Annotated in this window: 23 protein-coding genes; 10 read left to right on the plus strand and 13 right to left on the minus strand. The window is 67.7% G+C overall.

The annotated features are described in order from the left end of the window. Positions 1-9 precede the first annotated feature (9 nt). Positions 10-1608, minus strand: a complete 1599-nt coding sequence (locus AB0M14_RS25135; RefSeq protein ID WP_364998777.1) for an FAD-dependent oxidoreductase — start codon at positions 1606-1608, stop codon at positions 10-12. A 217-nt stretch (positions 1609-1825) separates the two neighbouring features. Between AB0M14_RS25135 and AB0M14_RS25140 the strand changes: the two genes are divergently transcribed. Continuing rightward, entirely contained in the window at positions 1826-3328 is a 1503-nt protein-coding gene (locus AB0M14_RS25140) for an APC family permease (protein WP_364998779.1), read from the plus strand. Next, a complete protein-coding gene (locus AB0M14_RS25145) occupies positions 3325-4050 on the plus strand; it encodes a helix-turn-helix domain-containing protein (protein WP_364998781.1) in 726 nt (241 codons plus the stop codon). The genes AB0M14_RS25140 and AB0M14_RS25145 overlap by 4 nt, the downstream gene beginning before the upstream one ends. Before the next feature lie 100 nt (positions 4051-4150). Here AB0M14_RS25145 and aztA read toward each other — a convergent pair whose 3' ends face one another. Then, the gene (aztA, locus tag AB0M14_RS25150; RefSeq protein WP_364998783.1) at positions 4151-4852 is read right to left on the minus strand and encodes a zinc ABC transporter ATP-binding protein AztA; all 702 of its coding nucleotides are present in this window, start codon (positions 4850-4852) and stop codon (positions 4151-4153) included. 48 nt (positions 4853-4900) lie between these two features. On the opposite strand from aztA, the gene aztB reads away from it, so the two are divergent. The 4 genes from aztB to AB0M14_RS25170 all read left to right on the plus strand — a co-directional run bounded on the left by aztB (position 4901) and on the right by AB0M14_RS25170 (position 10344). Continuing rightward, positions 4901-6883, plus strand: a complete 1983-nt coding sequence (gene aztB / locus AB0M14_RS25155) for a zinc ABC transporter permease AztB (RefSeq protein ID WP_364998784.1) — start codon at positions 4901-4903, stop codon at positions 6881-6883. Then, entirely contained in the window at positions 6880-7797 is a 918-nt protein-coding gene (gene aztC, locus AB0M14_RS25160; protein ID WP_364998786.1) for a zinc ABC transporter substrate-binding protein AztC, read from the plus strand. The genes aztB and aztC overlap by 4 nt, the downstream gene beginning before the upstream one ends. A gap of 15 nt (positions 7798-7812) precedes the next feature. Further along, a complete protein-coding gene (aztD, locus tag AB0M14_RS25165) occupies positions 7813-8979 on the plus strand; it encodes a zinc metallochaperone AztD (protein ID WP_364998788.1) in 1167 nt (388 codons plus the stop codon). A 72-nt stretch (positions 8980-9051) separates the two neighbouring features. Beyond that, on the plus strand, positions 9052-10344 hold the full coding sequence (locus AB0M14_RS25170; RefSeq protein ID WP_364998790.1) for a glycosyltransferase 87 family protein: 1293 nt from the start codon (positions 9052-9054) through the stop codon (positions 10342-10344). A 29-nt stretch (positions 10345-10373) separates the two neighbouring features. Here the strand turns inward: AB0M14_RS25170 and AB0M14_RS25175 are convergent, their stop codons facing one another. The 4 genes from AB0M14_RS25175 to AB0M14_RS25190 all read right to left on the minus strand — a co-directional run bounded on the left by AB0M14_RS25175 (position 10374) and on the right by AB0M14_RS25190 (position 12992). Next, positions 10374-10814, minus strand: a complete 441-nt coding sequence (locus AB0M14_RS25175) for a hypothetical protein (protein WP_364998792.1) — start codon at positions 10812-10814, stop codon at positions 10374-10376. Beyond that, positions 10811-11458, minus strand: a complete 648-nt coding sequence (locus AB0M14_RS25180; protein WP_364998794.1) for a hypothetical protein — start codon at positions 11456-11458, stop codon at positions 10811-10813. Before AB0M14_RS25180 ends, AB0M14_RS25175 begins: the two co-directional genes overlap by 4 nt. Then, positions 11445-12551, minus strand: a complete 1107-nt coding sequence (locus AB0M14_RS25185; protein WP_364998796.1) for a hypothetical protein — start codon at positions 12549-12551, stop codon at positions 11445-11447. Before AB0M14_RS25185 ends, AB0M14_RS25180 begins: the two co-directional genes overlap by 14 nt. 195 nt (positions 12552-12746) lie before the next feature. Beyond that, positions 12747-12992, minus strand: a complete 246-nt coding sequence (locus AB0M14_RS25190) for a glutaredoxin domain-containing protein (protein ID WP_364998798.1) — start codon at positions 12990-12992, stop codon at positions 12747-12749. Between the two features lie 265 nt (positions 12993-13257). Between AB0M14_RS25190 and AB0M14_RS25195 the strand changes: the two genes are divergently transcribed. Together AB0M14_RS25195 and AB0M14_RS25200 are read left to right on the plus strand one after the other, a co-directional pair. Next, positions 13258-14394 carry a serine hydrolase domain-containing protein gene (locus AB0M14_RS25195; protein ID WP_364998800.1) on the plus strand — a complete coding sequence of 379 codons (1137 nt, stop codon included), beginning with the start codon at positions 13258-13260 and terminating at the stop codon, positions 14392-14394. Between the two features lie 119 nt (positions 14395-14513). Next, positions 14514-14813, plus strand: a complete 300-nt coding sequence (locus tag AB0M14_RS25200; protein WP_364998802.1) for a hypothetical protein — start codon at positions 14514-14516, stop codon at positions 14811-14813. Positions 14814-14817: 4 nt separating this feature from the next. On the opposite strand, the gene AB0M14_RS25205 is transcribed toward AB0M14_RS25200, so the two are convergent. Then, positions 14818-15765: a threonine/serine dehydratase gene (locus AB0M14_RS25205; protein ID WP_364998804.1), complete on the minus strand. Its 948-nt coding sequence runs from the start codon at positions 15763-15765 to the stop codon at positions 14818-14820. Positions 15766-15852: 87 nt separating this feature from the next. Beyond that, positions 15853-16626, minus strand: a complete 774-nt coding sequence (locus AB0M14_RS25210; protein WP_364998806.1) for a dienelactone hydrolase family protein — start codon at positions 16624-16626, stop codon at positions 15853-15855. A gap of 245 nt (positions 16627-16871) precedes the next feature. On the opposite strand from AB0M14_RS25210, the gene AB0M14_RS25215 reads away from it, so the two are divergent. Both AB0M14_RS25215 and AB0M14_RS25220 read left to right on the plus strand, forming a co-directional pair. Next, positions 16872-17345, plus strand: coding sequence for a hypothetical protein (locus tag AB0M14_RS25215; RefSeq protein ID WP_364998808.1), 474 nt, complete (start codon positions 16872-16874; stop codon positions 17343-17345). Positions 17346-17374: 29 nt separating this feature from the next. Continuing rightward, entirely contained in the window at positions 17375-18091 is a 717-nt protein-coding gene (locus tag AB0M14_RS25220; RefSeq protein ID WP_364998809.1) for a DUF6597 domain-containing transcriptional factor, read from the plus strand. Positions 18092-18094: 3 nt separating this feature from the next. Here AB0M14_RS25220 and AB0M14_RS25225 read toward each other — a convergent pair whose 3' ends face one another. The 5 genes from AB0M14_RS25225 to AB0M14_RS25245 all read right to left on the minus strand — a co-directional run bounded on the left by AB0M14_RS25225 (position 18095) and on the right by AB0M14_RS25245 (position 22214). Continuing rightward, positions 18095-18484, minus strand: a complete 390-nt coding sequence (locus AB0M14_RS25225) for a VOC family protein (RefSeq protein WP_364998811.1) — start codon at positions 18482-18484, stop codon at positions 18095-18097. 50 nt (positions 18485-18534) lie between these two features. Continuing rightward, positions 18535-18945, minus strand: a complete 411-nt coding sequence (locus AB0M14_RS25230; protein WP_364998812.1) for an arsenate reductase ArsC — start codon at positions 18943-18945, stop codon at positions 18535-18537. 236 nt (positions 18946-19181) lie between these two features. After that, positions 19182-20084, minus strand: coding sequence for an oxygenase MpaB family protein (locus tag AB0M14_RS25235; RefSeq protein ID WP_364998814.1), 903 nt, complete (start codon positions 20082-20084; stop codon positions 19182-19184). 107 nt (positions 20085-20191) lie between these two features. Continuing rightward, on the minus strand, positions 20192-21490 hold the full coding sequence (locus AB0M14_RS25240; RefSeq protein WP_364998815.1) for a D-arabinono-1,4-lactone oxidase: 1299 nt from the start codon (positions 21488-21490) through the stop codon (positions 20192-20194). A gap of 55 nt (positions 21491-21545) precedes the next feature. Beyond that, the gene (locus tag AB0M14_RS25245; RefSeq protein WP_364998817.1) at positions 21546-22214 is read right to left on the minus strand and encodes a TetR/AcrR family transcriptional regulator; all 669 of its coding nucleotides are present in this window, start codon (positions 22212-22214) and stop codon (positions 21546-21548) included. Between the last annotated feature and the right edge of the window lie 55 nt (positions 22215-22269).

Here is a 22269-nt window from a genome sequence, read left to right on the forward strand (position 1 = left end):
GAAAGTGGGTCAACTGGCGGCGACACGCGTGTGCAACGCGGTCACCACGTCGCGGGCCGAGGTGAAAGCTCCGTGCTGCCAGGCGATGGCGTTGGAGAGGTGGTCGCCGGCGAAGTAGATGCGCTCGACCGGGGCGAGCAGTTCGGAGTACTCCGGGGTGGCCTCGCCGCCGTGCGAGTCACTTCCGCTCCAGCCGACCCACGCTCCCTCGGAATACTTTGTGCGCCGCCAGCTTCCGGAGAAGGACGACAGAATGTCGCGACCGTACTTCTCGCCGTGGATGGCCGCGCCTTCGCCGACGGCTTTCGCCAGGCGCTGCCGGTGGGTCAGGGATTCGAAGGCCTGATGCCGCTTGCCGGTGTTGTAGTAGCCCACGACCACACCCCCGTCGCCGCTGAAATGGTCGTAGGGGAACATGATCTGGGCGATGTCCTTGTCGGTGTTGGTGGCGCCGCCGAAGATTCGGTCGTCGAGCTCCCACCAGCGGCGCGAATACTCGATGCCGAGCTTGCCGGAAGACACCGGGATCGCGGCCTTCAGCGCGGTCAGCACCGCGGCGGGCAGGTTGTTGCTCAGGCGGCCGACCAGATTGGGCGGCAGCGTGCAGATGCAGTAATCGGCAGTGCGAGCCTGCTTCTTGCCGTCCTGGGTGTATTCGACCTGAACCCCGCTCGGGGTGTTCTTCATCGAGGTGACCTCGGCGCCGAAGAGAATTCGGTCCGGTCCGATCTCGCGCTGAAAGGCGTAGTAGATGCGATCCATCCCGCCGACCGGGGTCATCATCATCATGGCCTGGTCGTAGCCGAACTCGAAGCTGATGTTGCGACCGAGCCCGCCGCGGATCACCTCCGACATCTGGAACGGCTTGCGCGGTGTGCCGAAGTTCAGTCCGGCGCCGGGCTCGGAGTCGTAACCGCGGCGGGAGGATCCGAGATAGCGGCCGTCGCTGGACAGATCGCCGAAGTCGCGCAGGAACGACGACAGTGCTTCCTTGTCCACCGGAGTGAGGACGTCGTCGAGGGCGCCGCGGCTGGTGGCCTTTTGCAGCAGTTCCGAAATGTAGCCGAACACATCGGCTTTGGCCGCTCGGTACGGGATCGACTGCCCGGAAAGCGAGGTGTCGCTCTTGTAGTTGACGAGTGTGTTCGCGTTCTGGTTGCCGAACGGCTGGATCTCTACGCCCAGTTCGCGGCAGTAGTCGAGGGTGATGTGGCCCTGCGGGATTCGGGTGGCGCCGAGGTTGAAGTAGTGCCCCTCGCCGAAAGTGCAGGTCTGGGTCTCGCCGTTCAGATCGGTCTCGGTGGTTCCGCCGCGGACCGACCACACTCGCCCGCCCGGTCGTTTCCGGGCCTCCAGCACGGTGACCTCGTAACCTGCCTTGCGCAGCTCGTAGGCCGCGCACAGCCCGGCCGGGCCGCCGCCGAGGATCAGCACCGTGGCCTTGCCCGCGGCCGGACCGAGCAGATCGCCCATCGCCGGCGACCGGAAACGTGCCGATCCGTCGGCCGCCGCGGGTGCGAGCCCGAGCGTCGACAATGCCCCGTAGGCGAGACCGGCTCCACCGGTGAGACCGAGGCCCTGCACGAAAGTTCGCCTCGTGAACGTCATTCCAGCTCCATCCGTCGCGATGTTCGTACGGCGACAAGTCTTGGAGCGGTGCGAGTCGATTCGGCTACGCCGGGGAAAAACCTCACCGGCCGCAGAGTGGGATCGGCCCGGCGGGATTCTCATTCGCCGCACAGCAGTGGACTCGCAAACGCAACGTGACCGAAACCCGGCCTGATTAGCCTCGCCCGCACCGGTTCGCGCGGGATGGAGGTGTGAGATGACGGCTCTGGCCGATGCTGTCGCGCGGTCGTTCGATGCGCGGGAACCCGAACGGCCTGCGGTGTCGCCACTGCGCGCGCTGGGCCGCAGGCAACTGACCGGCGTGGAACTGCTCGGCCAGTCGGTGGCCACCACCGCGCCGGCGGTGTCGATGGTGCTGCTGCCGGTCACCATGTTCACCCACGAGACCGAGCTGGCGGGCCTGATCACCATTGTCGTAGCGACCTTGGTGATCACCCTGATCGCGCACTGCGTCGCGCAATTCACCCGGCGGCTGGCGGCCTCCGGCGGGCTCTACACCTTCGTCTTCCAGGGGCTGGGCCCGCGGCTGGCGCTCACCTGCGGGGTGGGCTTGCTGGTGAAATATCTGGGCAGCGCGGCGATCACGATGTACCACGGCGGGCAGGCGGCGATCGCGGCCGCCGCGCAACTCGGAATCGTAGTGCGCGGCTGGGGAATCGGCGCCGTGTATCTGGCCGTCGCGGTGACTATCGGCTGCGCGCTGGTGCGTGGCGTGCGATTCGCGGCCGTGGTGATCCTCGCGGTGGAGGTGTGCTCTCTGGTTTTCATCGTGGGCCTGATGCTGGTGTCGCCGGCGACCGCCCCCGTGACACCGCCCGCGCCGCCCGGGCCGGGAGTGCTCTTCGTGGCCATGTCGGCTTTGTTCGCGCTCGCCGGATTCGAGAGCGCCGCGGTGTTCGCACCGGAAACCCGCAGGCCGCTGGCCACCGTGACGCGGGTCGTGCTGATCACGCCGGTGCTGTGCGGGTCGCTGTTCATCTTCGCGGCCTGGGCGGCGTGGACCGGCCGGGCGGGCGCGCTGGTCGGGGCCTATCTGCACGGCACCGCGGCCGGCGTGAGTCCCGCCGTGGTGGTGCTGCTCAACGCCGGGCTCACCTGCTCGTGGTTCGGTTCGGCGATGGCCTCGTCGAACGCGGCCTCGCGGCTGGTGTATTCGATGAGCTTGGAGGGTGTGCTGCCGCGCGCGCTCACCCGGGTGAACGCGCGTCTGCGGACACCGCACGTCGCACTGGCCGGCATCGTCAGCCTCGTGACGGTGGGCGCTTCGACCTTCGATCTGCTGGAGGGGGTGCCCGCCCCGGCGAAGACCGCCATCCGTACCGCCCTGGTCGCCGCCTACATCTTGCTCGCGGTGTCGGCCGTGCGTTTCCTGCGGCGCATCCACGAATCGAGCCGCGCCGACCGGTACGCCGGCTGGGCCGGCGCCGCCATCCTCTCGGCCACCCTCGCCTACCTCAGCCTCTCCGACGCACGCAACGGACTCTTCGCCGCACCGGTGATGCTGTGCGCGGTGATACTCGCCGGCGCGGGCTGGCACCGCTATCTGCGCCACCGGCATCCCCGAAGTGTCACCGCGATAGGGGTTTTCGACAGTCCCGAATCGGCCGACGTGCTGCCCGGGGCCGGGGTTTTCGCGGTGAACGCCCGCGGCAGCGTCGCCCTGGTCGGGTCGAATCGCACCGGCCCGCGCGCGCCGTGAGCGCGCCGGCCCGCCACGACGGTCCGACCGGCCACGAGCCCCGGGCCGTGCAGAAGGCGCTGGCACTGCTGGAGGCGGTGGCCCAGCTCGGACCGGGCGCGACCGCCAAAAGCATTGCCGCGCAGACGGGTATCGCTCCCGCCACCGCGTACCGCTTGCTGAACCTGCTCGTCGCCGACGGCTATCTGGTCCGGATCGAAGACCTCTCCGGTTTCGCCCTCGGCCGCCGCACCCGGGAACTCGCGGGCACACCCGAACCGCCCGCCGACCGCCACCGCGTCCTCGACGAGCTACGCACCCGACTCCGCTTCGGCATCCACCTCGCCGCCTTCACCGGCCACCGAATCCGCCTGATAGACAAGGACCCCGACCACGAACTCGGGGGTGAACACCTGCTGACCACCCACCCCCATGCCTCCGCGATCGGCAAGCTTCTGCTCGCCGGTCACCCCGAACTGACCACCCCGGCCCTCCGCCGCGTCACCGCCTTCACCATCACCTCGCCCAGTGCCCTCGCCGCCGAGCTGCACCGAGTAACCCGAGCCCGCTTCGCCACCGAGGTCGACGAATGCCGCGTCGGCCGCAGCGCCATCGCCGTGCCGGTGCAGACCCCGGACGGCACCGTCACCGGAGCCTTGGCCGCCATCGGCAAAACCGGCCGCCTCGCAGTCCACGACCCCGATCTCATCGATCTGCTCCGCACCTCGGCCGCCCGCCTCTAGGAGTCCGGCCCCAGTCGCTTTCGGCCGGTCCCGCCGTGCGGTTGGCAGAGTTGGCGCCACGCCGGAATCACCTGCGCGGAGGCGCGGTGCCGACCTCGGGTCAAGTGGCCGTAGTCGGCGCTAGGCGGTGCTCGAGGACGTGGTCCGGTGTGCCTTCCGCGAGCAGGCGGCCGTCGCGCAGGTGTAAGCAGTACTCGGCGCGCGCGGCCTCCGCGAGGTCGTGGGTGGCTTGAACGACGGTGACGCCCTCGGCGGTGAGCTCCGCGAGGCAGCGCGAAATTGCTTCTTGGGCTTCGGAATCCAAGCCGGCCGCGGGTTCGTCGAGAAGCAGTAACCGCGATTCCTGCGCCAGGGCCTGTGCCAGCAGTGTGCGCTGGCGTTGGCCGCCGGAGAGGCTGTCGAGGCGGCGGGTGGCGAGGTCGGCGATGTCGACTCGGGCCATGCAGGCCGCCACCAGGTCGCGGTCGGCGCGGGTGAGGCGGCGCCAGGGGCCGCGGTCACCCCAGCGGCCCATGGCCACGGTTTCCCGCACGGTCAGGGGGAGCGTGGCAGGGACCGCGGTGTGCTGGACGACGAAGGCCGGGCGGCCCGGGATCGTGCGGCGCACGGCTCCGCGCTGCGGCGCCAGCACCCCGGCGATGACGCCGAGCAGGGTGGACTTTCCGGATCCGTTCGGGCCGATCAGGGCGGTGACCTGGGCTCGGGGGATGGTGGCCGTCACCTCGTGCAGGACCAGGCTCCCGGCGTAGCCCGCGCTGACCGCGTCCAGGTGGATCGCGATGGGGTCCGGTTTGTGTTCCATGTCACCTCGCTTGTAACGATAATCATTTTCATCATAGTGTGTCGCGACATGGAGTGGCTGATGGACCCGTTCGAGGTGGCGTTCGTGCAACGGGCGTTATGGGGCGGGCTGCTCGTTTCCGGGATCTGCGCGGTGGCGGGGACGTGGGTTGTGGTGCGGGGCATGGCCTTTCTCGGGGACGCGATGGCGCATGGGATGCTGCCCGGCGTGGCGGTGGCGGCGCTACTCGGCGGAAATCTGCTGCTGGGAGCCGCGATCAGTTGCGGGGCAATGGCTTTCGGCGTTTCGGTGCTGAGCCGGAATCGGCGGTTCTCGGCGGACACGGGGATCGGTCTGTTGTTCGTAGGGATGCTGGCGCTCGGCGTGATCATCGTGTCGCGGTCGGACTCGTTCGCGGTGGACCTGACGGCGTTCCTCTTCGGTGACGTATTGGGCGTGCGCACAAGCGATCTCAGGTTCCTGGCCGCGGCCTTGCTGGGGGCGATCACGGTGGCGGTGCTCGGGCACCGCGCGTTCGTGGCCTTGGCTTTCGATCCGCGCAAGGCGCACACCCTCGGGTTGCGGCCCAGGGTGGCGCAGGTGGCGCTGGTCGGTTTGGTGACGCTGGCGATCGTCGCCTCGTTCCATGTGGTCGGCACCCTGCTGGTGTTCGGTCTGCTGATCGCGCCACCCGCGGCGGCCACCTTCTGGGCGAACCGGATTCCGCTGATCATGGTGCTGGCGGCCGGCTTCGGCGCGCTGTCGACCGGCGCGGGACTGCTGATCTCCTGGCACGCTCAGACGGCCGCTGGCGCCACGATCGCGATCGTCGCGGTGGGCTTGTTCTTCGCGTCCGCCCTCGCCTCGGCACTGCGGGAACGGTTGCGCCGCGCCGGGGCCGGTGCGGCGGCGCTGGCCGCTGTGGTGGCCGTGCCGTTGGCCGGCTGCGGAGCCGGGGAAGCGCCGCCGAGTACGCCCACCGAGACGCCGCACGGTTATGTCGAGGGCGCGGAGGAAACCGCCGACGCCCAGTCGCGGTTGATCCTGGCCGATCAGGGCACCGGAGCGATCCGCGTCCTCGACCTGCTCACCGAAAAGGTCACCGAGGCGGGCCGAGCCGAAGGCGCGCAGCGCCTGTTCGGGGACGGCCGGTACGGCTATGCGGGCGTGGGGGATTCGGTGCGGATCACCGACAGCGGCGCCTGGATGGTCGACCACGAGGACCACGTGCACTACTACCGCGCGCCGATTCGCGATGCGGGTTCGGTTGCGGGCGGACGGATTACGGCCGTGCACAGCGACAAGTCCGTAGTGGCGGTCGCTTTCGAGAACGGCGCCACGGCTCTGCTGGACCGTGCCGAACTCGACAAGGGCGTCGTCAAGGAGCTTCGCCGGATCGGCGACGGTGTAGCGGTTCCCTACGGCGAGAGCTTGGTGGTCGCGGGGCAGACGGGCCGGGTGGAGGTCCGTTCCCGGGAAGGCGCTCCGGTCGCCGCCGTCACCGAACCCTGTGTCAGCCCGCGCGGTCAGGCGGTCACCCGTCGTGGCGTCGTCTTCGGTTGTGCGGATGGCGCTTTGGTGGTGCGCAAGCAGGAGGACGGCTTCACGGGGGAGAAGATCCCCTACCCGACGCCGGTCGCCGAAGCCGACCGCGCGGTCGAGTTCACGCACCGGCCGGGCAGTACGGCGCTCACCGCCAAAGCCGGAAACCAGGGCCTGTGGTCCCTGGATATCCGCAAGAAGGCCTGGCGGCTGGTGCCGCTCGCCGACGTGGTCGCGGTCAATACCGCGGGCGAGGGCGCACCGCTGCTGGCCCTCACCCGGGACGGCGTGCTGCACGGCTTCGACCCCGAAACCGGTGCGCGCACAGCGCAAACCAAGGTCATGGCGGCGGCCGGTTCCGCGACGCTGGTCGTCGACACCGCGCGGGCCTACCTCAACGACGCCGCCGCTCGCGTCGTGCACGAAATCGACTACAACGACAACCTGCGCGTGGCAAGGACATTCACCCTCGACATCGCGCCGGCGCTGATGGTGGAGACCGGCCAATGAGAACAATGATCCGCGTAATCGCCTGCCTGGCAGTTCTTTTGCCCGCCCTGAGCGCTTGTTCCGGCGACGGCGGCGACCGCAAGGGCATCGTCGTCACCACGAACATCCTCGGCGATCTCACCCGCAACATCGTCGGCGACGCGGTCCCGGTGACCGTGCTGATGCCCGCCGGGGCCGACCCGCACTCGTTCGCGATCTCCGCGCGCCAGGCCGCCGAGATCGAACAGGCCGCGCTGGTCGTGCACAACGGCCTCGGCTTGGAAGAGGGTGTCGCGCGCAATGTCGCCGCCGCGGTCGAATCCGGTGTCCCGGCGCTGTCGGTCGCCGAGAAACTCGACCCGATCAACTACAGCGCCGACGAGGCCGGCGGCAAGCCCGATCCGCACTTCTGGACCGACCCCCAGCGAGTGCGCCGAGCGGTCGAACTGATCAGCGCCCGGGTGCTGGCGGATGTCGACGGCATCGACGCGGCTGCCGTCCGGGAGCGCACCACTGGTTACCTCGCCGAGCTCGATCGACTCGACCAGTGGATGACCCAGCAGTTCGCCGCCATCCCCGCCGAGAAACGCAAGCTGGTCACCAACCATCACGTATTCGGTTACTTCGCACAGCGTTTCGACTTCACCGTGGTCGGGGCGGTCATCCCCAGCGGCACCACCCTGGCCTCGCCGAGCGCCTCGGATCTGAGCAAGCTGGCCGACGCGATCCGCGCCGCGGGCGTCGGCGCGATTTTCGTCGACTCCTCGCAGCCCGACCGGCTCGCCCGCGTCCTGGCCGAACGCGTGGGCCTGCACGTGCGGGTCATCGGCCTCTACACCGAATCGCTCACCGAACCGGGCCAGGGTGCGGGCAGCTACCTGGAGATGGCGCGCGCCAACACCGAAGACATCGTCCGCGGTCTCACCGCACCTTAGAAAATGGAGTACCGAATGAATATCCGGTCACGTGCCACCAAGACGGTGGCCCTGTCCGCGCTCGTCGCCTCGGCTGTCGCCCTGGGTGCCTGCGGCGCCGACGACACCGCCGACAAGCACCCGCACGAGGCGGGCGCGGAGCCGATCGCCCTGACCTACGACGGCGGCATCCTCGTCCTCGACGGCGAGACCTTGGAACAGAAGGGCGACGTCAAGCTGGAGGGCTTCAATCGCCTCAATCCGGCCGGCGACGACCACCATCTGATGGTCACGCACAAGGACACCTTCAAGGTCTTCGACGCCTACGACGCGAAGTTCACCGACATCGAGTTCGCCGCGTCCAAGCCCGGCCACGTGGTGACGCACGCCGGCCGCACCGTGCTGTTCGCCGACGGCTCCGGCGAGGTGACCAGCTTCGCCTCGGACCAGCTGGAAGCGGGCAAGCCCGACACCAAGACCTACAAATCGGCCGCGCCGCACCACGGTGTCGCGATCGAACTGGCCAACGGTCAGCTCGTCACCACCCTGGGCACCGAGGACAAGCGTGTCGGCATCGTGGTGCTGGACCGGGACCGCAAGGAGATCGCCCGCAACGAGGACTGCCCTGGCGTGCACGGCGAGGCCACCGCGCTGGGCGAGGCCGTGGTCATCGGCTGCCAGACCGGCGTGCTCGTCTACCGCGACGGCAAGATCACGAAGGTGACCAGCCCGGACGCCTACGGCCGGATCGGTAACCAGTCCGGCACCGACGCCTCCGCGATCGTGCTCGGCGACTACAAGAAGGACAAGGACGCCGAACTCGAGCGCCCGACCCAGGTCTCGCTGATCGACACCGCGACCGGCACCCTGAAGCTGGTCGATCTCGGCACCAGCTACACCTTCCGTTCGCTGGGCCGCGGACCGGCCGGTGAGGCGCTGGTGCTCGGCACCGACGGGAAGATCCACGTGATCGATCCGGTCGCGGGCCGGGTCACCAAGACGATTCCGGTGCTCGACTCCTGGTCGGAGCCGCTGAAGTGGCAGCAGGCGCGACCGGCGCTGTTCGTGCGCGGGAACATCGCCTATGTGTCGGATCCGGCTACCAAGAAGGTGCACCGGATCGATCTGGCCGCGGGGGCGGTCACGGCCGCGGCCACGTTGCCGTCGGCTCCCAACGAGATCAGCGGTGTCGTTGCCCACTAGCCGGTGCCGGCCGAACCCCGCCATACCCGGCGGGGTTCGGCCTTCCGACCCCTATCGGTATAGTTGCCGCGGATGAATAGTTCCACCGCGCGTGATGCATCCAAGTCACCGGACCGCCGTTACGGGCCCGTCGTGTGGCTTGTCCCGGCGCTCCTTGCCGTGGTGGCCTATCTGTTCCTGACCGTGCCGATCTGGCCGGTGCAAGCGGCCAGCGGCGGCGTCCCGATCACCGGCGATTTCATCGACCTGCAGGTCTACCGGCTCGGCGTCGAGGCGTTGCGCGACGGCGGCAACATGTACGGTCAGCTGCCCGAAACGAACGCGGGCATCAGCCTGCCGTTCATCTACCCGCCGTTCGCCGCCCTGGTCCTCGGGCCGTTCGCGCTGCTGCCGTGGGATCCGGCGGCGTTCCTGTTCTTCGTCTCCTCGGTGGCCGCGCTGGCGGTGACGCTGTACCTGGTGGCCCGCCGCATCTGGCCCGCGCGGGACCAGCTGCGCACCGCGCTGTACGCGACGGCCTGCGCCGTGCCGCTGGCCATGGTGCTGGAACCGGTCTGGGCGACCCTGAACTTCGGTCAGGTCAACCTGCTGCTGATGGCGCTGGTCGCGGCCGACGTGCTGGCGCGCAAGCCGAAGTGGCGGCGCGGCATGCTGATCGGTCTCGCCGCCGCCATCAAACTGACCCCGGCCGCGTTCGTCCTCTACTTCCTGGTCAAGAAGGACTACAAATCGGCCCTCACGGCCGCCGTCACCGGCGCGGTCGCGACCCTGCTGAGCTTCGCGATCCTGCCCAAGGCGTCGGTCGAGTACTGGTTCCACGGCATGGGCAATGTGTCCGGGCTGAGCGGTTCGTCGTTCCACACCAACCAGTCGATCCAGGCGGTGCTGGCCCGTTTCGGCATCGAGAAGCCGCTGTTCACGATTCTGTGGCTGGCGATAAGCGCGCTGCTGCTGGTGCTCGTGGTGGTCGCGATGCGTCGCACGCTCGACTTCCCGCCGCTGGCGCTGGCGATCAACGCGGTGTTCACGCTGCTGGTGTCGCCGATCTCGTGGTCGCATCACTGGGTGATGATCGCGCCCGCGCTGTTCGCGATGTTCGGCTACGCGCTGCGGTTCCCGTGGCCGCGCCGCCTGCGCTGGTTCGCGGTCACCGCGATCACCGCGTGGATCTTCGTCTACGGTCCGCAGAACCGTTTGCCGGGCGACGACGATCGAGAACTGTCCTGGACGCCCTGGCAGCACTTCGAGGGCGACACCTATGTGTGGCTGAGCGTGCTACTGGTGGTGCTGTTCGTGTGGGCGACCCGGCGTTCGGCCCAACTGCCCGAGGCCGCCGAACCCGCGGAGCTGCAACCGATCCGCTAGGACGTGTCCGGTCAGTCATCGCTGCCCCGTCAGCAGCCCACCTTGATAAACAGCTGCCTTACCTCGCTGCCGGAGTCGTGAATAACCACCCACCTCGTCGGACTCTGGTTCAGTTCGACCAGATGCTCGTTGCCGGCGTCGCTCGCGAGCAGCTGCGCCTGGCCGATATCCTGCCAAGATTCACGCCAATACCGGGGTACTCCCGGCTCGAATTTTTCCAACCGGGACTGCTGCTTGAACTCTGCAACCTTGCTCGCGGCGATTTCGACCACCGCATCCAGAAGTTCATCTCCGAAGGTTGAGTGCTCTCGGTACCAGATCATCTTGGCGTCGTCTGGAAATACAAATTCTCCGCATGTTGCCAGATCTTTCAAGGTGTCGGAACCGTTGTTGGAGCAGCCGGCGAGCAGACCGGAAAGCAGACAGGAAAATGCGCCAAGGTAAACGCTTTTACGGACACCTCTAGTCACAGCGTGCCGCTCCAATGTTCCATAGCCGATTCGCCTCTGGACTTGAAAGATCGTGCCCACCCGGCCTCCTCCATCTGCCGCGCCTCGTTGTTGATGGTTTTCGCGGGATTGATGTTGATCAGATGATCGCCTTTGAGGTCGAAGTTGTAATAGTCGTATACGTATATCCGGTAGTCCATTTCTGCGCGAAGGCTGCCGTCGTCGGCCTTGTAAACGGTTGTGTCGGTTCCTACCGCGACATCGAAGTGCCCTAGGGCGTTGGCTAAGTCATCGTCGTCAGTGATTTCAACGTTGCCTATCCAACCCGCGGGGGTTATCTCCGTTGCAACACCAATTCTAGGTTCCGTCCGCGCCATACCTTTCACCTCATCCAGGCTGGCGGCTGCCGCTTTTTGTACGGCACTTGTCTTCACGATCTTCCGAATCTCGGCACTATCGAATCGATACTGATAGTTAGGCCCCTCGTCACGCAAATATGTCCGCAGCAGTTTTGGTGCGAGATCGTATCCGAACGAATCCCATGCCACCAAGACGGCAGTGAGGTCAACGCGAGCCAAGGTCGCTGCTGCTTTGCCGAGGACTCCGGTGTCGGAACCGTAGATCGCCCGATTCTTCGGCAATGCACGGTCTTCAGGTGGATGCAATGCTGGTCTCCCACCACACTTTGTTGTCGAGCCCGTATCTTATTGCACCCAAGTCCGCAGCCACCTTGTCCGGAATCTCGAATTCACTCGCATTCGGGCGCGCACGCTCTGGAAAATAATCCAGCGCCTGGGAAATTCGCCCGACAGCGGTTGTTATCGCGTCTCGTCGCGCGTTCGCCGATTTCTTCATCGCGTCGATTCCGGCGGTGATCTCCGTTCTGAACGACTCACGCATCGGCCCGTTGACAATCATGGCCCAATGCGACAGCGGGAGCGTGATGTCGATGAAAGTCATCGGCTGAGTGAGGGCGCTGCTGAGACCCATCGCCTGGTTGTACACCAGGCGCTCGAGGTAGGCGCCGCCGGTCTGGACAATCTTCGACACCGCGTCCAGGTCATCACTGCGCGCTGCGATCGCCTGCCCTAGACTGCTCGCGCTCGTTGCGAATGCCTCAGCCGCAGTTCCGGTCCAGCTGGTCTGCAGCCACTGGAGTCCGCCGGAGAGATTCTCCGACGCCACGAAGTCGTTGATGCCGAGTTGATAGATCCGCTTCCCCAGTGCCTGTAACGTCTCCCAGTCTGCGGCCAGCGGGGTCAGGTAGTCCGCGGCAGGCTTGACGCCGATTGCCGCACTGAGCTTTTCGTCGTATGGAGAGATCAGTTCGATGCTGCCGTCAACCACCTGCCGCACGGAGAACTGGTTCTCGTCGACCGCCGAGAGGGTCGGCGATTGCAGTCCGCCGAATCTGCTGATGGCTCCAGGGTCGCCCGAGATGTTCACCGTCTCACCGGGGGTGAGCGTCGAGATCGCCTTCGCGGAGGCGTCGTCAGATGCTTGGTACCGGGTGATGGCAGTAGCGAGATCGGTGTCGAATGTGCTGAGGCCGGCCAGATCTTGTCGATGGGATGACGACAGCGTGCTCTGCAACTTCTCGAACGAGGGCGTCAAGGTCGACAGCAGCCCGATCGACCCGCTCGGGATCGACATGTCTGACAGCATCCGCGATGCGTTCGACGAGAAATTGGTGCCGATGTCCTGTAGATCCAATCGGAACCCTGTGAGGTTGCCCAACTGGACCGTGAAGTTGTTCATTCCGTATCGATGCTGACGTCACGCCAGTGGTGTAGGCATCGGGCATCTTGAAAACAATGGTCCCCCTGCATGACTCATGCTATCACCGGTCCGTCGCCCAGGAATCAAGATCAGCCCGAGCTCCCGCGCGCCCGGGCCCGCCTGAAACCGTGACCCGGTGCCTAACCAACACCACGACGACTTACAGGACACTGCCTAGTCGCGCAGCGCCGCGCGTACCTCGTCGATACTCGGGTTGACCAGCGCTTTGCCGTTCACCAGGACGGTCGGGGTGATCTCGTCGCCGCCGGTGATCGCGCGCACCGCCGCCGCGGCCTCGGGATCGCGAATCGGCACTTTGCGGAACGGGATTCCCGCCGCGCGCAGCCGGACGGCCAGCCGCAGGCAGTAGGGGCATCCCCAGCGCCAGTACACGGTGATCGGCGTGCGAGTTGCGGTCATAGCGCGTCCCTGGAAGTTTGGCGCTGCCTGCCGCCCGAGAGGTGATCCGGGCGGGGCAGCCACCACGCATTCAACCGGCCGAGTCTGTGTTCGCGCAGGTGATTCGATGAAATTCTGCTGAGAATGCGCCGGGGGCGATCGGCGCTGTGCTGACCGCGGAATCGACCGCGCCCGAGCCCCGGACTGGGCATCATGGGTTAACGGGTGTCGCGCCGATGGTGATATCGCCTGCGGGGCTGACACTTTCATAGCAGGGAGACGCCGGATGCGGTGGTCCATGATGCGGGCGGCGCTGGTCGCTACCGCGGTTTCGGTAGTGCTGGCGGTGTCGCCAGCGACGGCTGTGCCGCCGCCGACCGAGCAGACGGCGACGTTGCAGGCCGAGCTCGACGAATTGGTGGCCACCGCCGGGGTGCCCGGTGCTCAGCTGGTGCACACAGTGGCCGGCCGGGTCGATCAATTCGATAGTGGCATCGGGGACTTCGGGACCGGCGGGCATTTCCCGGATGGGGCGCAGGTGCGGATCGCCAGTGTCACGAAGTCGTTCGTGGCGACGGTGGTGCTGCAACTGGTGGCCGAGGGGCGGGTCGAACTGGACAGTCCGGTGCAGCGCTACCTGCCCGGTGCGGTGCACGGTCCGGGTGGTGACGGCGCGGTCATCACGGTGCGAAATCTGTTGCAGCACACCAGCGGTATTCCGAACTACCTGTCCATGATCGATCAGGAATCGGTCGAGGGGCTGCGCGCCGCGCGTCCGGCCGCAGAGCTGATCCGGCTCGGTTTGGACAGCCCTGCCGAATTCACGCCGGGCGCGGAGGTCGGCTATTCGAATACCAACTATCTGCTGCTGGGGCAGCTGATTCAGCGGGTCACGGGACTTCCGGCGGCCGTGGAGGTCACCCGCCGGATCCTGGTGCCGCTCGGCATGCTGGGCACCTATTGGCCCTTGTATCCGGTCGAACAGGTGCTGCGCGGCCCGCACCCCCGCGGTTATCACGAATTCGGCGGTGTCCGGGTGGACGTCACCGATATCGACGCCGGGTGGGGGCTGGCCGACGGGGCAATGGTGTCCACCGGAGGCGACCTCAACCGGTTCTTCCTGGCTCTGCTCTCGGGCGAACTGCTGCCCCCGGACCTGCTGGCGCAGATGCGAACCGGCCTGCCCACCGGCCTGATCGGCTACGCCGAGGCCGCGGGGCTCGGGCTGTTCCGGTTCTCCACCTCCTGCGGTGTGCAGGCCTGGGGCCACACCGGCGCCATCCACGGCTTCAGCACCCTCAGCGTCGCCACCGAAACCCGCGCCGTCACCGTCGTGATGAACGAACTGCCCGGGGTCGCGGGCAATATCGGGATCACCGTCGGCTCGGACACCATCCTGGAAGCGGCGCTGTGCATGGACTGATTCCGGCGGTAAGCCGACCGGTCGGCACTCTCTGTGAGTTCCCCTGTCGCCCAATAGGTTCCGCGGGCACGGAGTAGGATTTGTCCGGCATATTCGTACCGGCCGAAGGGGAACCTACTGTGAGCATCATTCTCGCCGCGACACAGGACTTGGTCGGCTCCGCTGTGCTGGCCCAGGTCGGCAATCCGGAACCGCTGGCCCCGCCGATCGCCGACAAGTTCCAGCAGATGGTCAGCTATTTCACCTGGTTCGTGCTGCTCGCGGGCATCGTCGCCATCATCTTCGCGGGCGGCAGATTCGCCTGGGAGAAGTGGACCGGCGGCGGCCTGCAATCGCCGAAGATGGTGGCCGGAGCCATGATCGGCGGAGTGGTGGCCACCAGCGCCGGCACCATCATGAACGCCCTGGTCGGCAGCTGACGCCCTACCAGGAGCTCGGGTCGGTGTTCGCGCCGCAGAGCACAACACACACGCGCTCGCCCGGCGCGGGCCGGTAGCGCCCGGACGTGATGGCCGCCAGGGCCGCTGCCGCGCCGTGCTCCACCGCGATGCGGCGATCCGCCCAGAGTGTCCGCCGCGCCGCGACGATCTCCTCGTCGGTCACGAGTACCGACTCCGCGTCGAACCGCTGGGCGGCGGTGACGGCCAGCTGCGTGACCCGCCGCGCCCCGAGCGAGTCCGCCGCGATCGAGTTCACCACGACATCGACCGGCTCCCCGGCGGCCAGCGCGGCGTTGAGCGCGCAGCACCCGGCCGGCTCCACCGCGACCGTCCGCACCCCGTAATGCCCTGCGGCCGTCGCCACTCCGGCGAACAGGCCGCCCCCGCCCACGGCCACCACGAGGGTGTCCAGCTCGGGTAGCCGGTGGTGGATCTCCTCGGCCAGCGTGCCCGCCCCGGCGGCGATCAGCGGATGGTCGTAGGCCGCCGACTGCAAGGCTCCGCTGCTGGCCGCGAACTCCCGGCTGGCCTCCAGCGCCTCGGCGTACTCGGAGCCGACCAGCCGGACCTGTGCGCCGTAGCCGCGCAACCGCTCGACCTTCACCGCGGGCGCGGTCGCCGGCAGGAACACCGTCGCCGGAATGCCCTGGTCGCGCGCCGCCCACGCGCACGCCAGACCCGCGTTACCACCCGAGGCGATGGTCACCCCGGCGGCGGGCACGGTGCCCTCGTCCTTGTGCGCCTGCAAGAAGTTCAGTGCGCCACGGGCTTTGAATGTGCCGGTGTGCTGCATGTACTCCAGCGCGAACCACGCCTGGAACGGATTCGAGCCGCCGGGTGCGATGCCCTCGGCGGGCGCGACGGCGACCGGACGGATCCGGCCTTCGATGCGTGCGGCGGCGTCTTTGACATCCCCGTAGGACAGTTCCATCGTGCTCCTCGGTGCCCGCCGAGCCACTGCTCGCGGGTCGCTCGAAACGGTCGATCCGAGAACCATTCTGTCGGACGCGGGAGCCGCCTAGCGGTCGCGGTCCGTGTTGCGCCGCAGCAGGGCCAGCAGATCACTCAGGTGCCGCTGGTAGGCCCGCTCGTCGAACACCGGAGTGTCGCGCATCGTGAAGCCGTGCCGGGTCTTCGGGTAGACCACCGAGGTGTGCGCTACGCCGGCGGCGGTCAGCGCCTGCTCCAGGACCTGGATCTGTTCCGGGGGCATCGACTGGTCGTCGCTCGCGTGCGCGACGAACACCTCCGCCGTGACGTCGTCCAGGGAATGGTGCGGGCTGTCGGGCGCGTCGGCCTCGGCGAGGCGCCCGCCGTGAAAACTCGCGGCGGCGGCGATGCGCACCGGATAGGCGGCGGGGGTGCGCAACGCCATCCGCCCGCCCATGCAGTATCCGGCCACCGCGACCGTGCCCGGAGTGCAGAACTCCGATGCGGCAAGATAATTCAGATATACGGCCGCGTCCTGGAGCGATTTTTCCGGTGTGAGTGCGGCGCGTACCGGAGCGAGCTTTTTGAAGAATTCCGCATGGCCCGCCGGATCTCGCTGATCGGGCATCGGTAATACCGGCGAACGACCGGACCGAAACAGCACATTCGGCGCGAGCGCCGTGAAACCCTCGGCGGCAATGGTTTCCATGATCTCCCGGATGACCGGTCGCAGCCCGTACACGTCGGCGAACAGCAGTACCCCGGGGTGCGCGGCCCCGTCGCCGGGATGTGCCAGATAACAGTCCGCAGTTCCGTCCGGCAGCACGATATCGGGGGTGCTGAATGCGACGGACTTGCTCACCGATGCCCTCCAAGACAAATACCGGTCGATACAGCGACGCGCGCGGACCGCAGACGCCGCTCCGTGCGCGATCATAGCGGCGGATCAGCGACAACACGGCCGCCGCGGATTCCGGGGACGGGTCGGATTTAATTCCGAATTATTCCGGCCGGGTAGTCTGCATTCGCTGTTGAAGATTCATGCTCGGTTCGATCCATTGATCCCATCCTGTCGCCTGGTGCGCGGGCGTGACGAGAGGTTGATCTGTGAGGCTGATCTGGCTGACGATTCCGGCGCTGCTGGCGGTGACCGTGGCGGGGTGCGCCGACGACACGGTGAAGGACGCGGCGCCCGCCACCTCCACCACGACCGCCGCCCCGGTGACTCCGACGGTCGCGCCCGCGGCCGTCGAGGGTGTCCGAATTCCCCTGGGCGACACCGAGACGGTGGTCGTGCCCGCCGACGCGGTGATGGATATCAAGGTGCCCGCGGCCTGGGGCGACGCGGTCGCCACGCTGCGCTGCACGGTCACCGACAGCACCGGTCGCAACGAGGACCTGCGCTCCGGCGATCAGCGCAAACGCGAATCCGTCGAGGGCCGGGACTGGATCACGCTGTGGACCTTCTCGTCCTCACCGGCCACCGAGGTCACCGTCGGCTGCAAGGATCCGCAGGCCAAGATCAGCACCGGCGACGTCGACTACCTGCGTGTCGCGCCCCGCGGGCTGATGCCGGAGTAGGTGTCACAGGCTCGACGTAGCCTGGTTTCGTGGCTGATATCAGCGTCTCGGCGGGCTACCGGGAGCGGCCCTCGCGCTTCGAGGATGCCGTGGTGTGGGAACGCACCGTGGCCGCCGATGACGTGGCGGCGCCGGTGCTGCCCGACGGATGCATCGACCTGCTGTGGCGCGAGGGAAAACTCGTCGTCGCGGGCCCGGACACCGCCGCGTTCGCCCCGGCCATGCCGGCCGGTGCGCAGGTCGCGGGTATCCGGTTCTATCCGGGCACCGCGCCCGCGCTGCTGGGTGTGCCCGCGCACGAACTACGAGACCGCCGGGTCGAACTCGCCGATCTGTGGCCCGCCGCGACAGTGCGCCGGCTCGCCGGGCAGGTCGACGACGCACCCGACCGGCTCGCCGCGCTCGAAGCCATCGCGTTGGACCGCGCGTCCGCGGCCGGGCCCGCCGATCCGGTGTTGCGCCAAGTCGTGCGAGCGCTCGATTCCGGCCGATCGGTAGCGGCCACCGCGGCGGCGACGGGGCTCAACGCCCGTGTGCTACACCGCCGTTCGCTCGCGGCCTTCGGCTACGGACCGAAGACCCTGGCGCGGATTCTGCGGTTGCAACGAGCGATGGCTGTGGTGCGGTCGGGCACCCCGTTCGCCGACACCGCGGCCTTGACGGGTTTCGCGGATCAGGCGCACCTGTCCCGCGAAGTGCGCGAGCTGGCGGGAATGCCGTTGGGGGAGTTGCTCACTCGCGTCTAGCCGTTACGACAGCGGCGCGTACAGGTCCACCCCGGTGCCGTCCGGGTCCTTGACGACGGCATAGCGCTGCCCCCACGCGGCGTCGAACGGTTTGAGTTCGCCCTCGTAGCCCGCCTCCACCAGTTCGGCGAAGACGGAGTCGACCTCGGCCGCGGTCGCGCATCGGAACGCCATCCCGATCCGCCCGCCGGCGGCGCCCTGCCACTCGGGGTAGAAGGACTTGATCACTGCTTCGGTGTCCAAGGCGATCCGGATGCCGCCGGGAATCGTCGCCTCGGCGTGCGATTCGGTCTCGGCGCCCGCCGGGAAGGCCAGCCCGAGCCGTCGGTAGAACGCCACCGAGGCCGCCATGTCCGAGACCACGATGCTGAAGAAATCCAAATGCGGAGTCATGCTCGTCAGCCTAGGAGCCGCGGGCCGGCGGGGTCTTGAAGAAATCGGACTCAGTGCGGCGCGGGCACCAGTTCGGCGATGAGGTTCTCGACCAGGATCCGGATGTGGTCACGGATCGTGCGCACTACCTCGATGGACTGCCCGGACGGGTCGGGCAGCACCCAGTCTCTATAGCTGATGCCCGGGAAGTACGGGCAGGCGTCGCCGCAGCCCATGGTGATCACCACGTCGGATACTCCGACGGCCTCGTCGGTCAGTCGCTGCGGGGCGGCCTCAGAGATGTCGATGCCGATCTCGGTCATCGCGGCGACCGCGACGGGGTTCAGGGTCTCGCCGGGATCGCTGCCCGCCGAACGCACCTCGATACGGTCCCCGGCGAGCGATCTGAGGAATCCGGCCGCGATCTGGGAACGGCCGGCATTGTGCACACAGACGAACAGCACACTGGGTGTGTGGGCCATCGAGCGCCTTTCGGGGGTGAGGAGAGCTACCAGGGCTGTGCCGTCTGCCCAACGAACGCGACGTCGTGGGCCGAAACGCTGTCGTAGCGTAAGGGATACGGGTTCTCGCCTCATGCAGATGGGCCGGTTCCGGCGCGTTCGAGACACCTCGGTTCAGCTTGCCGAAAGATTGCTATGCAGCTCGGGCGGTACTACAGCAAACCGGGCCCGCATTCGGCGGGCCCGGCGCGGGCGTCTCAGAGCGGACGCAGGTCGATCATCTTGCGCAGGCGCACGCGGTCCCGTTCCAGGCGCCGGGCCTCGTAGGCGATCGGGAAGTAGCGCACCCGTTCCGGCAGCAGTGGCACCGTGCGCGCGATCAGCCAGCCCAATGCCCGGAGTTTGCGCTCGTCCGCCTCCGACCAGGTCAAGCCGAGTTTGCGGCGGGCGGGCTCGGGCGTGGTGCCGACGGTGACGAAGTACTGCAACTTGCCGACCGGGGCGACCGCGGCCCGCCAGACCGGCGCCAGCGCGCGCGGCAACTGCTTGGGCGGCGCGACGGACCGGATGACGCGCAGGTAGTCCCGCGCGGTGCCGGTGGACTCGAGCTGGTTGTCCACCATCTCGGCGAAGAACTTCTCGAAGGCGGCGAAGTCCTCCGGAATCTCCTTGGGCGCCACCGAGAAATTGCGCATCAGCTGCACCGTCTCCTGGTAGTACGCCTCCTTCTCGGCGTAGCTGAGCGGCCGGCGCGCGAAGTATTTCGCGTTCTCGGTGAAGGCGAAGGTGCCGGTGTGCAGTACCCAGGCCCACGGCCCGGAGGCCAGCGCCTTGTGCTTGACCCCGGCGGCGTCGGTGGTGTTGAGCGAGGCGTGCATGGCGCGCAGCCGGTCGGCCTCGGCGAGCGCTTCCTCGCCGCCGTACACCCACATCATCACCGAGGAGATGCTGCGCAGCGCCCGGCCCATCGGGTCGGTGCGGAAGGTGGAGTGCGCGTCGACCACCGCGGAGATGGTCGGTTCCATGGTCTGCAACAGGAACGCCGAGCCGGCGGTCAGCGAGAAGGTCACCAGTCCCGTTTCGTCCCACATCCGGGTGCCGGGTCCGATCGGGCCGGGGGTGGGCAGTTCCCGCGCGGTGGATTCGAGGGCGGCAGTCATCGCGATCTCCTTTGATCGTCCTTTTCAAGACAATGAGAAGATTAGACCAACATCCTCTCATTCTCTAGCCTGCCCGGAATCCCGTTCCGTCAAACCTGCGGGAATCCCTAGCCGACCGGCCCCAGAACCCGATCGAGATAGGGGTTGGCGAACAGCCCCTTCGGATCGAAGCGCCGGCGCACCTCGGCGAACTCGTCCCAGTGCGGGTAGCGCTCGCGCAGCGTGTCGGCGGTCTGGAAGTGCCGCTTACCCCAGTGCGGGCGGCCCTGGTAGCGATCGAACACGGCCTCGCAGGCCCGGAAGAACGACTCCCACTCCATGCCTTGGTACTGGTGCACCGCGATGTAGCAGGTGTCGCGCCCGTCGGCGGGGGACAGGAACGCGTCGTCGGGGGCGACCCAGCGCACCTCGATCGGCATCGGGGTCTGGTACTTCGTGGCGAGCTCCTTGATCTCGCGGATCGCGTCGGCCGAATGTTCGCGCGGGATCGCGTATTCCATCTCGGTGAAGCGGAACAGCCTGGGTGAGGCGAAGACCCGGTAGGAGCGGTCGACCTGGCGGCGGTAGCTGCCCGCGTAGGCCGCGCCGCGATGGATCCACGGGATCAGGCCCGGCTGCCGCTTGGTGAGGCGGCACAGCCCGTCGAACATGTAGTTCGACATCAGGATGTCGGCGAACCAGTCGATCGCCTTGGCACGCGGCTGCTCGGGCAGCTCGGTCTTGTTGTTGCGCTTGGTCATCGCCAGCGGGCTGTGCGCGAACATGTAGAACTCGAAGTGCTCGTTGCCGTCCACGTGGGAGTCGAGGTCGTCGAGGATCTCCTCCACCGGGACCGGGCGTTCGATGCCCTCCAGCACGAACGAGGGCACCAGTTGCAGCGTGACCGCGGAGACCACGCCGAGCGCGCCCACGCTGACCCGCGCCGCCCGCCAGCCCGCCGGATCGGCGGCCTCGTTCAGTTCCAGCACGCTGCCGTCGGCCAGCACCAGCTCCACCGAATGCAGTGCGGCCGAGATGTTCTGCAGGCCCGCGCCGGTGCCGTGGGTGCCGGTGGCGGTCGCGCCGGCGATGGTCTGCACGTCGATGTCGCCGAGGTTGGGGAAGGCGAGCCCGGACGCGTGCAGGGCGTTGCTGGCCGCGTTCAGGGTGAGGCCGCCCTCGACCCGGACCAGCCCGGAGGCGCTGTCGACCTCGAGGATGCGGTTCATGTTCGACAGGTTCAGCAGCGTGCCGTCGGTGAGCACGGCGTCGGTGAACGAATGTCCCGCGCCGGCGACGCGGACGTTCTGGCCCTGGCCGGCCGCGCGGGCGAGAATTTCGGCGATTTCGTCGCGATTGCGCGGTGCGGCGACATCGGCTGGAGCGCAGCGCTGATCGCCGGCCCAGTTCACCCACGAGTTGGTCATGTGACCAACTTTAAGGGAACTCTGTGACCCGCGCTACTGCTTCGTGGATTTTCGGCTAGCGGCGCTTGCCCGCGCAGCCCTTGGCCTGCTCGACCTCGTCGTCGGTCAGCGGCGGCACGGTCAGCGGGCGCCGCGGCACCGCGTCCGAGCGCATGCCGTTGAGAGTGATCGCCATATAACGCTGCCAGGTCTCGGAGTTGACCGGCCGGGCGAATTCGGCCACCGCGTCGACCATGTGGATCAGCGCGAAGAAGTCCGACGGGTCGATGCCGGGCGCCAGCGCGCCGGCCGCCTTGGCGCGGTCGATGAGGAAGCCGACCGTGGGCTTGATGCGGTCGCGGACCTGGGTGAATCGCTCCAGGTCGTCCTCGAGTTCCAGCAGGACATCGCTGAAGCCGCGATTGGTTGCCAGATGGGTGCACGCGTACTCGAAGAACTGCACCACCCCGAGCCACGGATCCTCGTGCCGCGCCGCGTCCTCGGCGGCTACCGCGAACTCGTCGATCTTCTGCGCGAAGACCTCCGCGATCAGTTCCTTCTTGTTGGCGAAGCGGCGGTACACCGTCCCGACCCCGACTCCGGCGCGCTCGGCGACGTCGTCGAGGGTGATCTCCAAGCCGTGCTCGGCGAACAGATCGGCCGCCGCGGCGAGGATCCGTTGCTGGTTGCGGGCGGCGTCGGCGCGCAAACGCCGTGGTGGAGCGGGAGTAGTGGCCTGATTCACAACTCGATGCTAGCAACGGATCGGATAAGTGGAGACTTAATCTCCGTTAGGGCAC

Source organism: Nocardia sp. NPDC051832, assembly GCF_040681285.1.
Classification (GTDB): domain Bacteria; phylum Actinomycetota; class Actinomycetes; order Mycobacteriales; family Mycobacteriaceae; genus Nocardia.

Coding starts and splice junctions, on each gene's coding strand:
- AB0M14_RS25135 (WP_364998777.1), bottom strand. CDS start 1,608: ATGACGTTCACGAGGCGAACTTTCGTGCAGGGCCTCGGTCTCACCGGT.
- AB0M14_RS25140 (WP_364998779.1), top strand. CDS start 1,826: ATGACGGCTCTGGCCGATGCTGTCGCGCGGTCGTTCGATGCGCGGGAA.
- aztA (WP_364998783.1), bottom strand. CDS start 4,852: ATGGAACACAAACCGGACCCCATCGCGATCCACCTGGACGCGGTCAGC.
- aztB (WP_364998784.1), top strand. CDS start 4,901: ATGGAGTGGCTGATGGACCCGTTCGAGGTGGCGTTCGTGCAACGGGCG.
- aztC (WP_364998786.1), top strand. CDS start 6,880: ATGAGAACAATGATCCGCGTAATCGCCTGCCTGGCAGTTCTTTTGCCC.
- aztD (WP_364998788.1), top strand. CDS start 7,813: ATGAATATCCGGTCACGTGCCACCAAGACGGTGGCCCTGTCCGCGCTC.
- AB0M14_RS25170 (WP_364998790.1), top strand. CDS start 9,052: ATGAATAGTTCCACCGCGCGTGATGCATCCAAGTCACCGGACCGCCGT.
- AB0M14_RS25185 (WP_364998796.1), bottom strand. CDS start 12,551: ATGAACAACTTCACGGTCCAGTTGGGCAACCTCACAGGGTTCCGATTG.
- AB0M14_RS25190 (WP_364998798.1), bottom strand. CDS start 12,992: ATGACCGCAACTCGCACGCCGATCACCGTGTACTGGCGCTGGGGATGC.
- AB0M14_RS25195 (WP_364998800.1), top strand. CDS start 13,258: ATGCGGTGGTCCATGATGCGGGCGGCGCTGGTCGCTACCGCGGTTTCG.
- AB0M14_RS25205 (WP_364998804.1), bottom strand. CDS start 15,765: ATGGAACTGTCCTACGGGGATGTCAAAGACGCCGCCGCACGCATCGAA.
- AB0M14_RS25225 (WP_364998811.1), bottom strand. CDS start 18,484: ATGACTCCGCATTTGGATTTCTTCAGCATCGTGGTCTCGGACATGGCG.
- AB0M14_RS25230 (WP_364998812.1), bottom strand. CDS start 18,945: ATGGCCCACACACCCAGTGTGCTGTTCGTCTGTGTGCACAATGCCGGC.
- AB0M14_RS25235 (WP_364998814.1), bottom strand. CDS start 20,084: ATGACTGCCGCCCTCGAATCCACCGCGCGGGAACTGCCCACCCCCGGC.
- AB0M14_RS25240 (WP_364998815.1), bottom strand. CDS start 21,490: ATGACCAACTCGTGGGTGAACTGGGCCGGCGATCAGCGCTGCGCTCCA.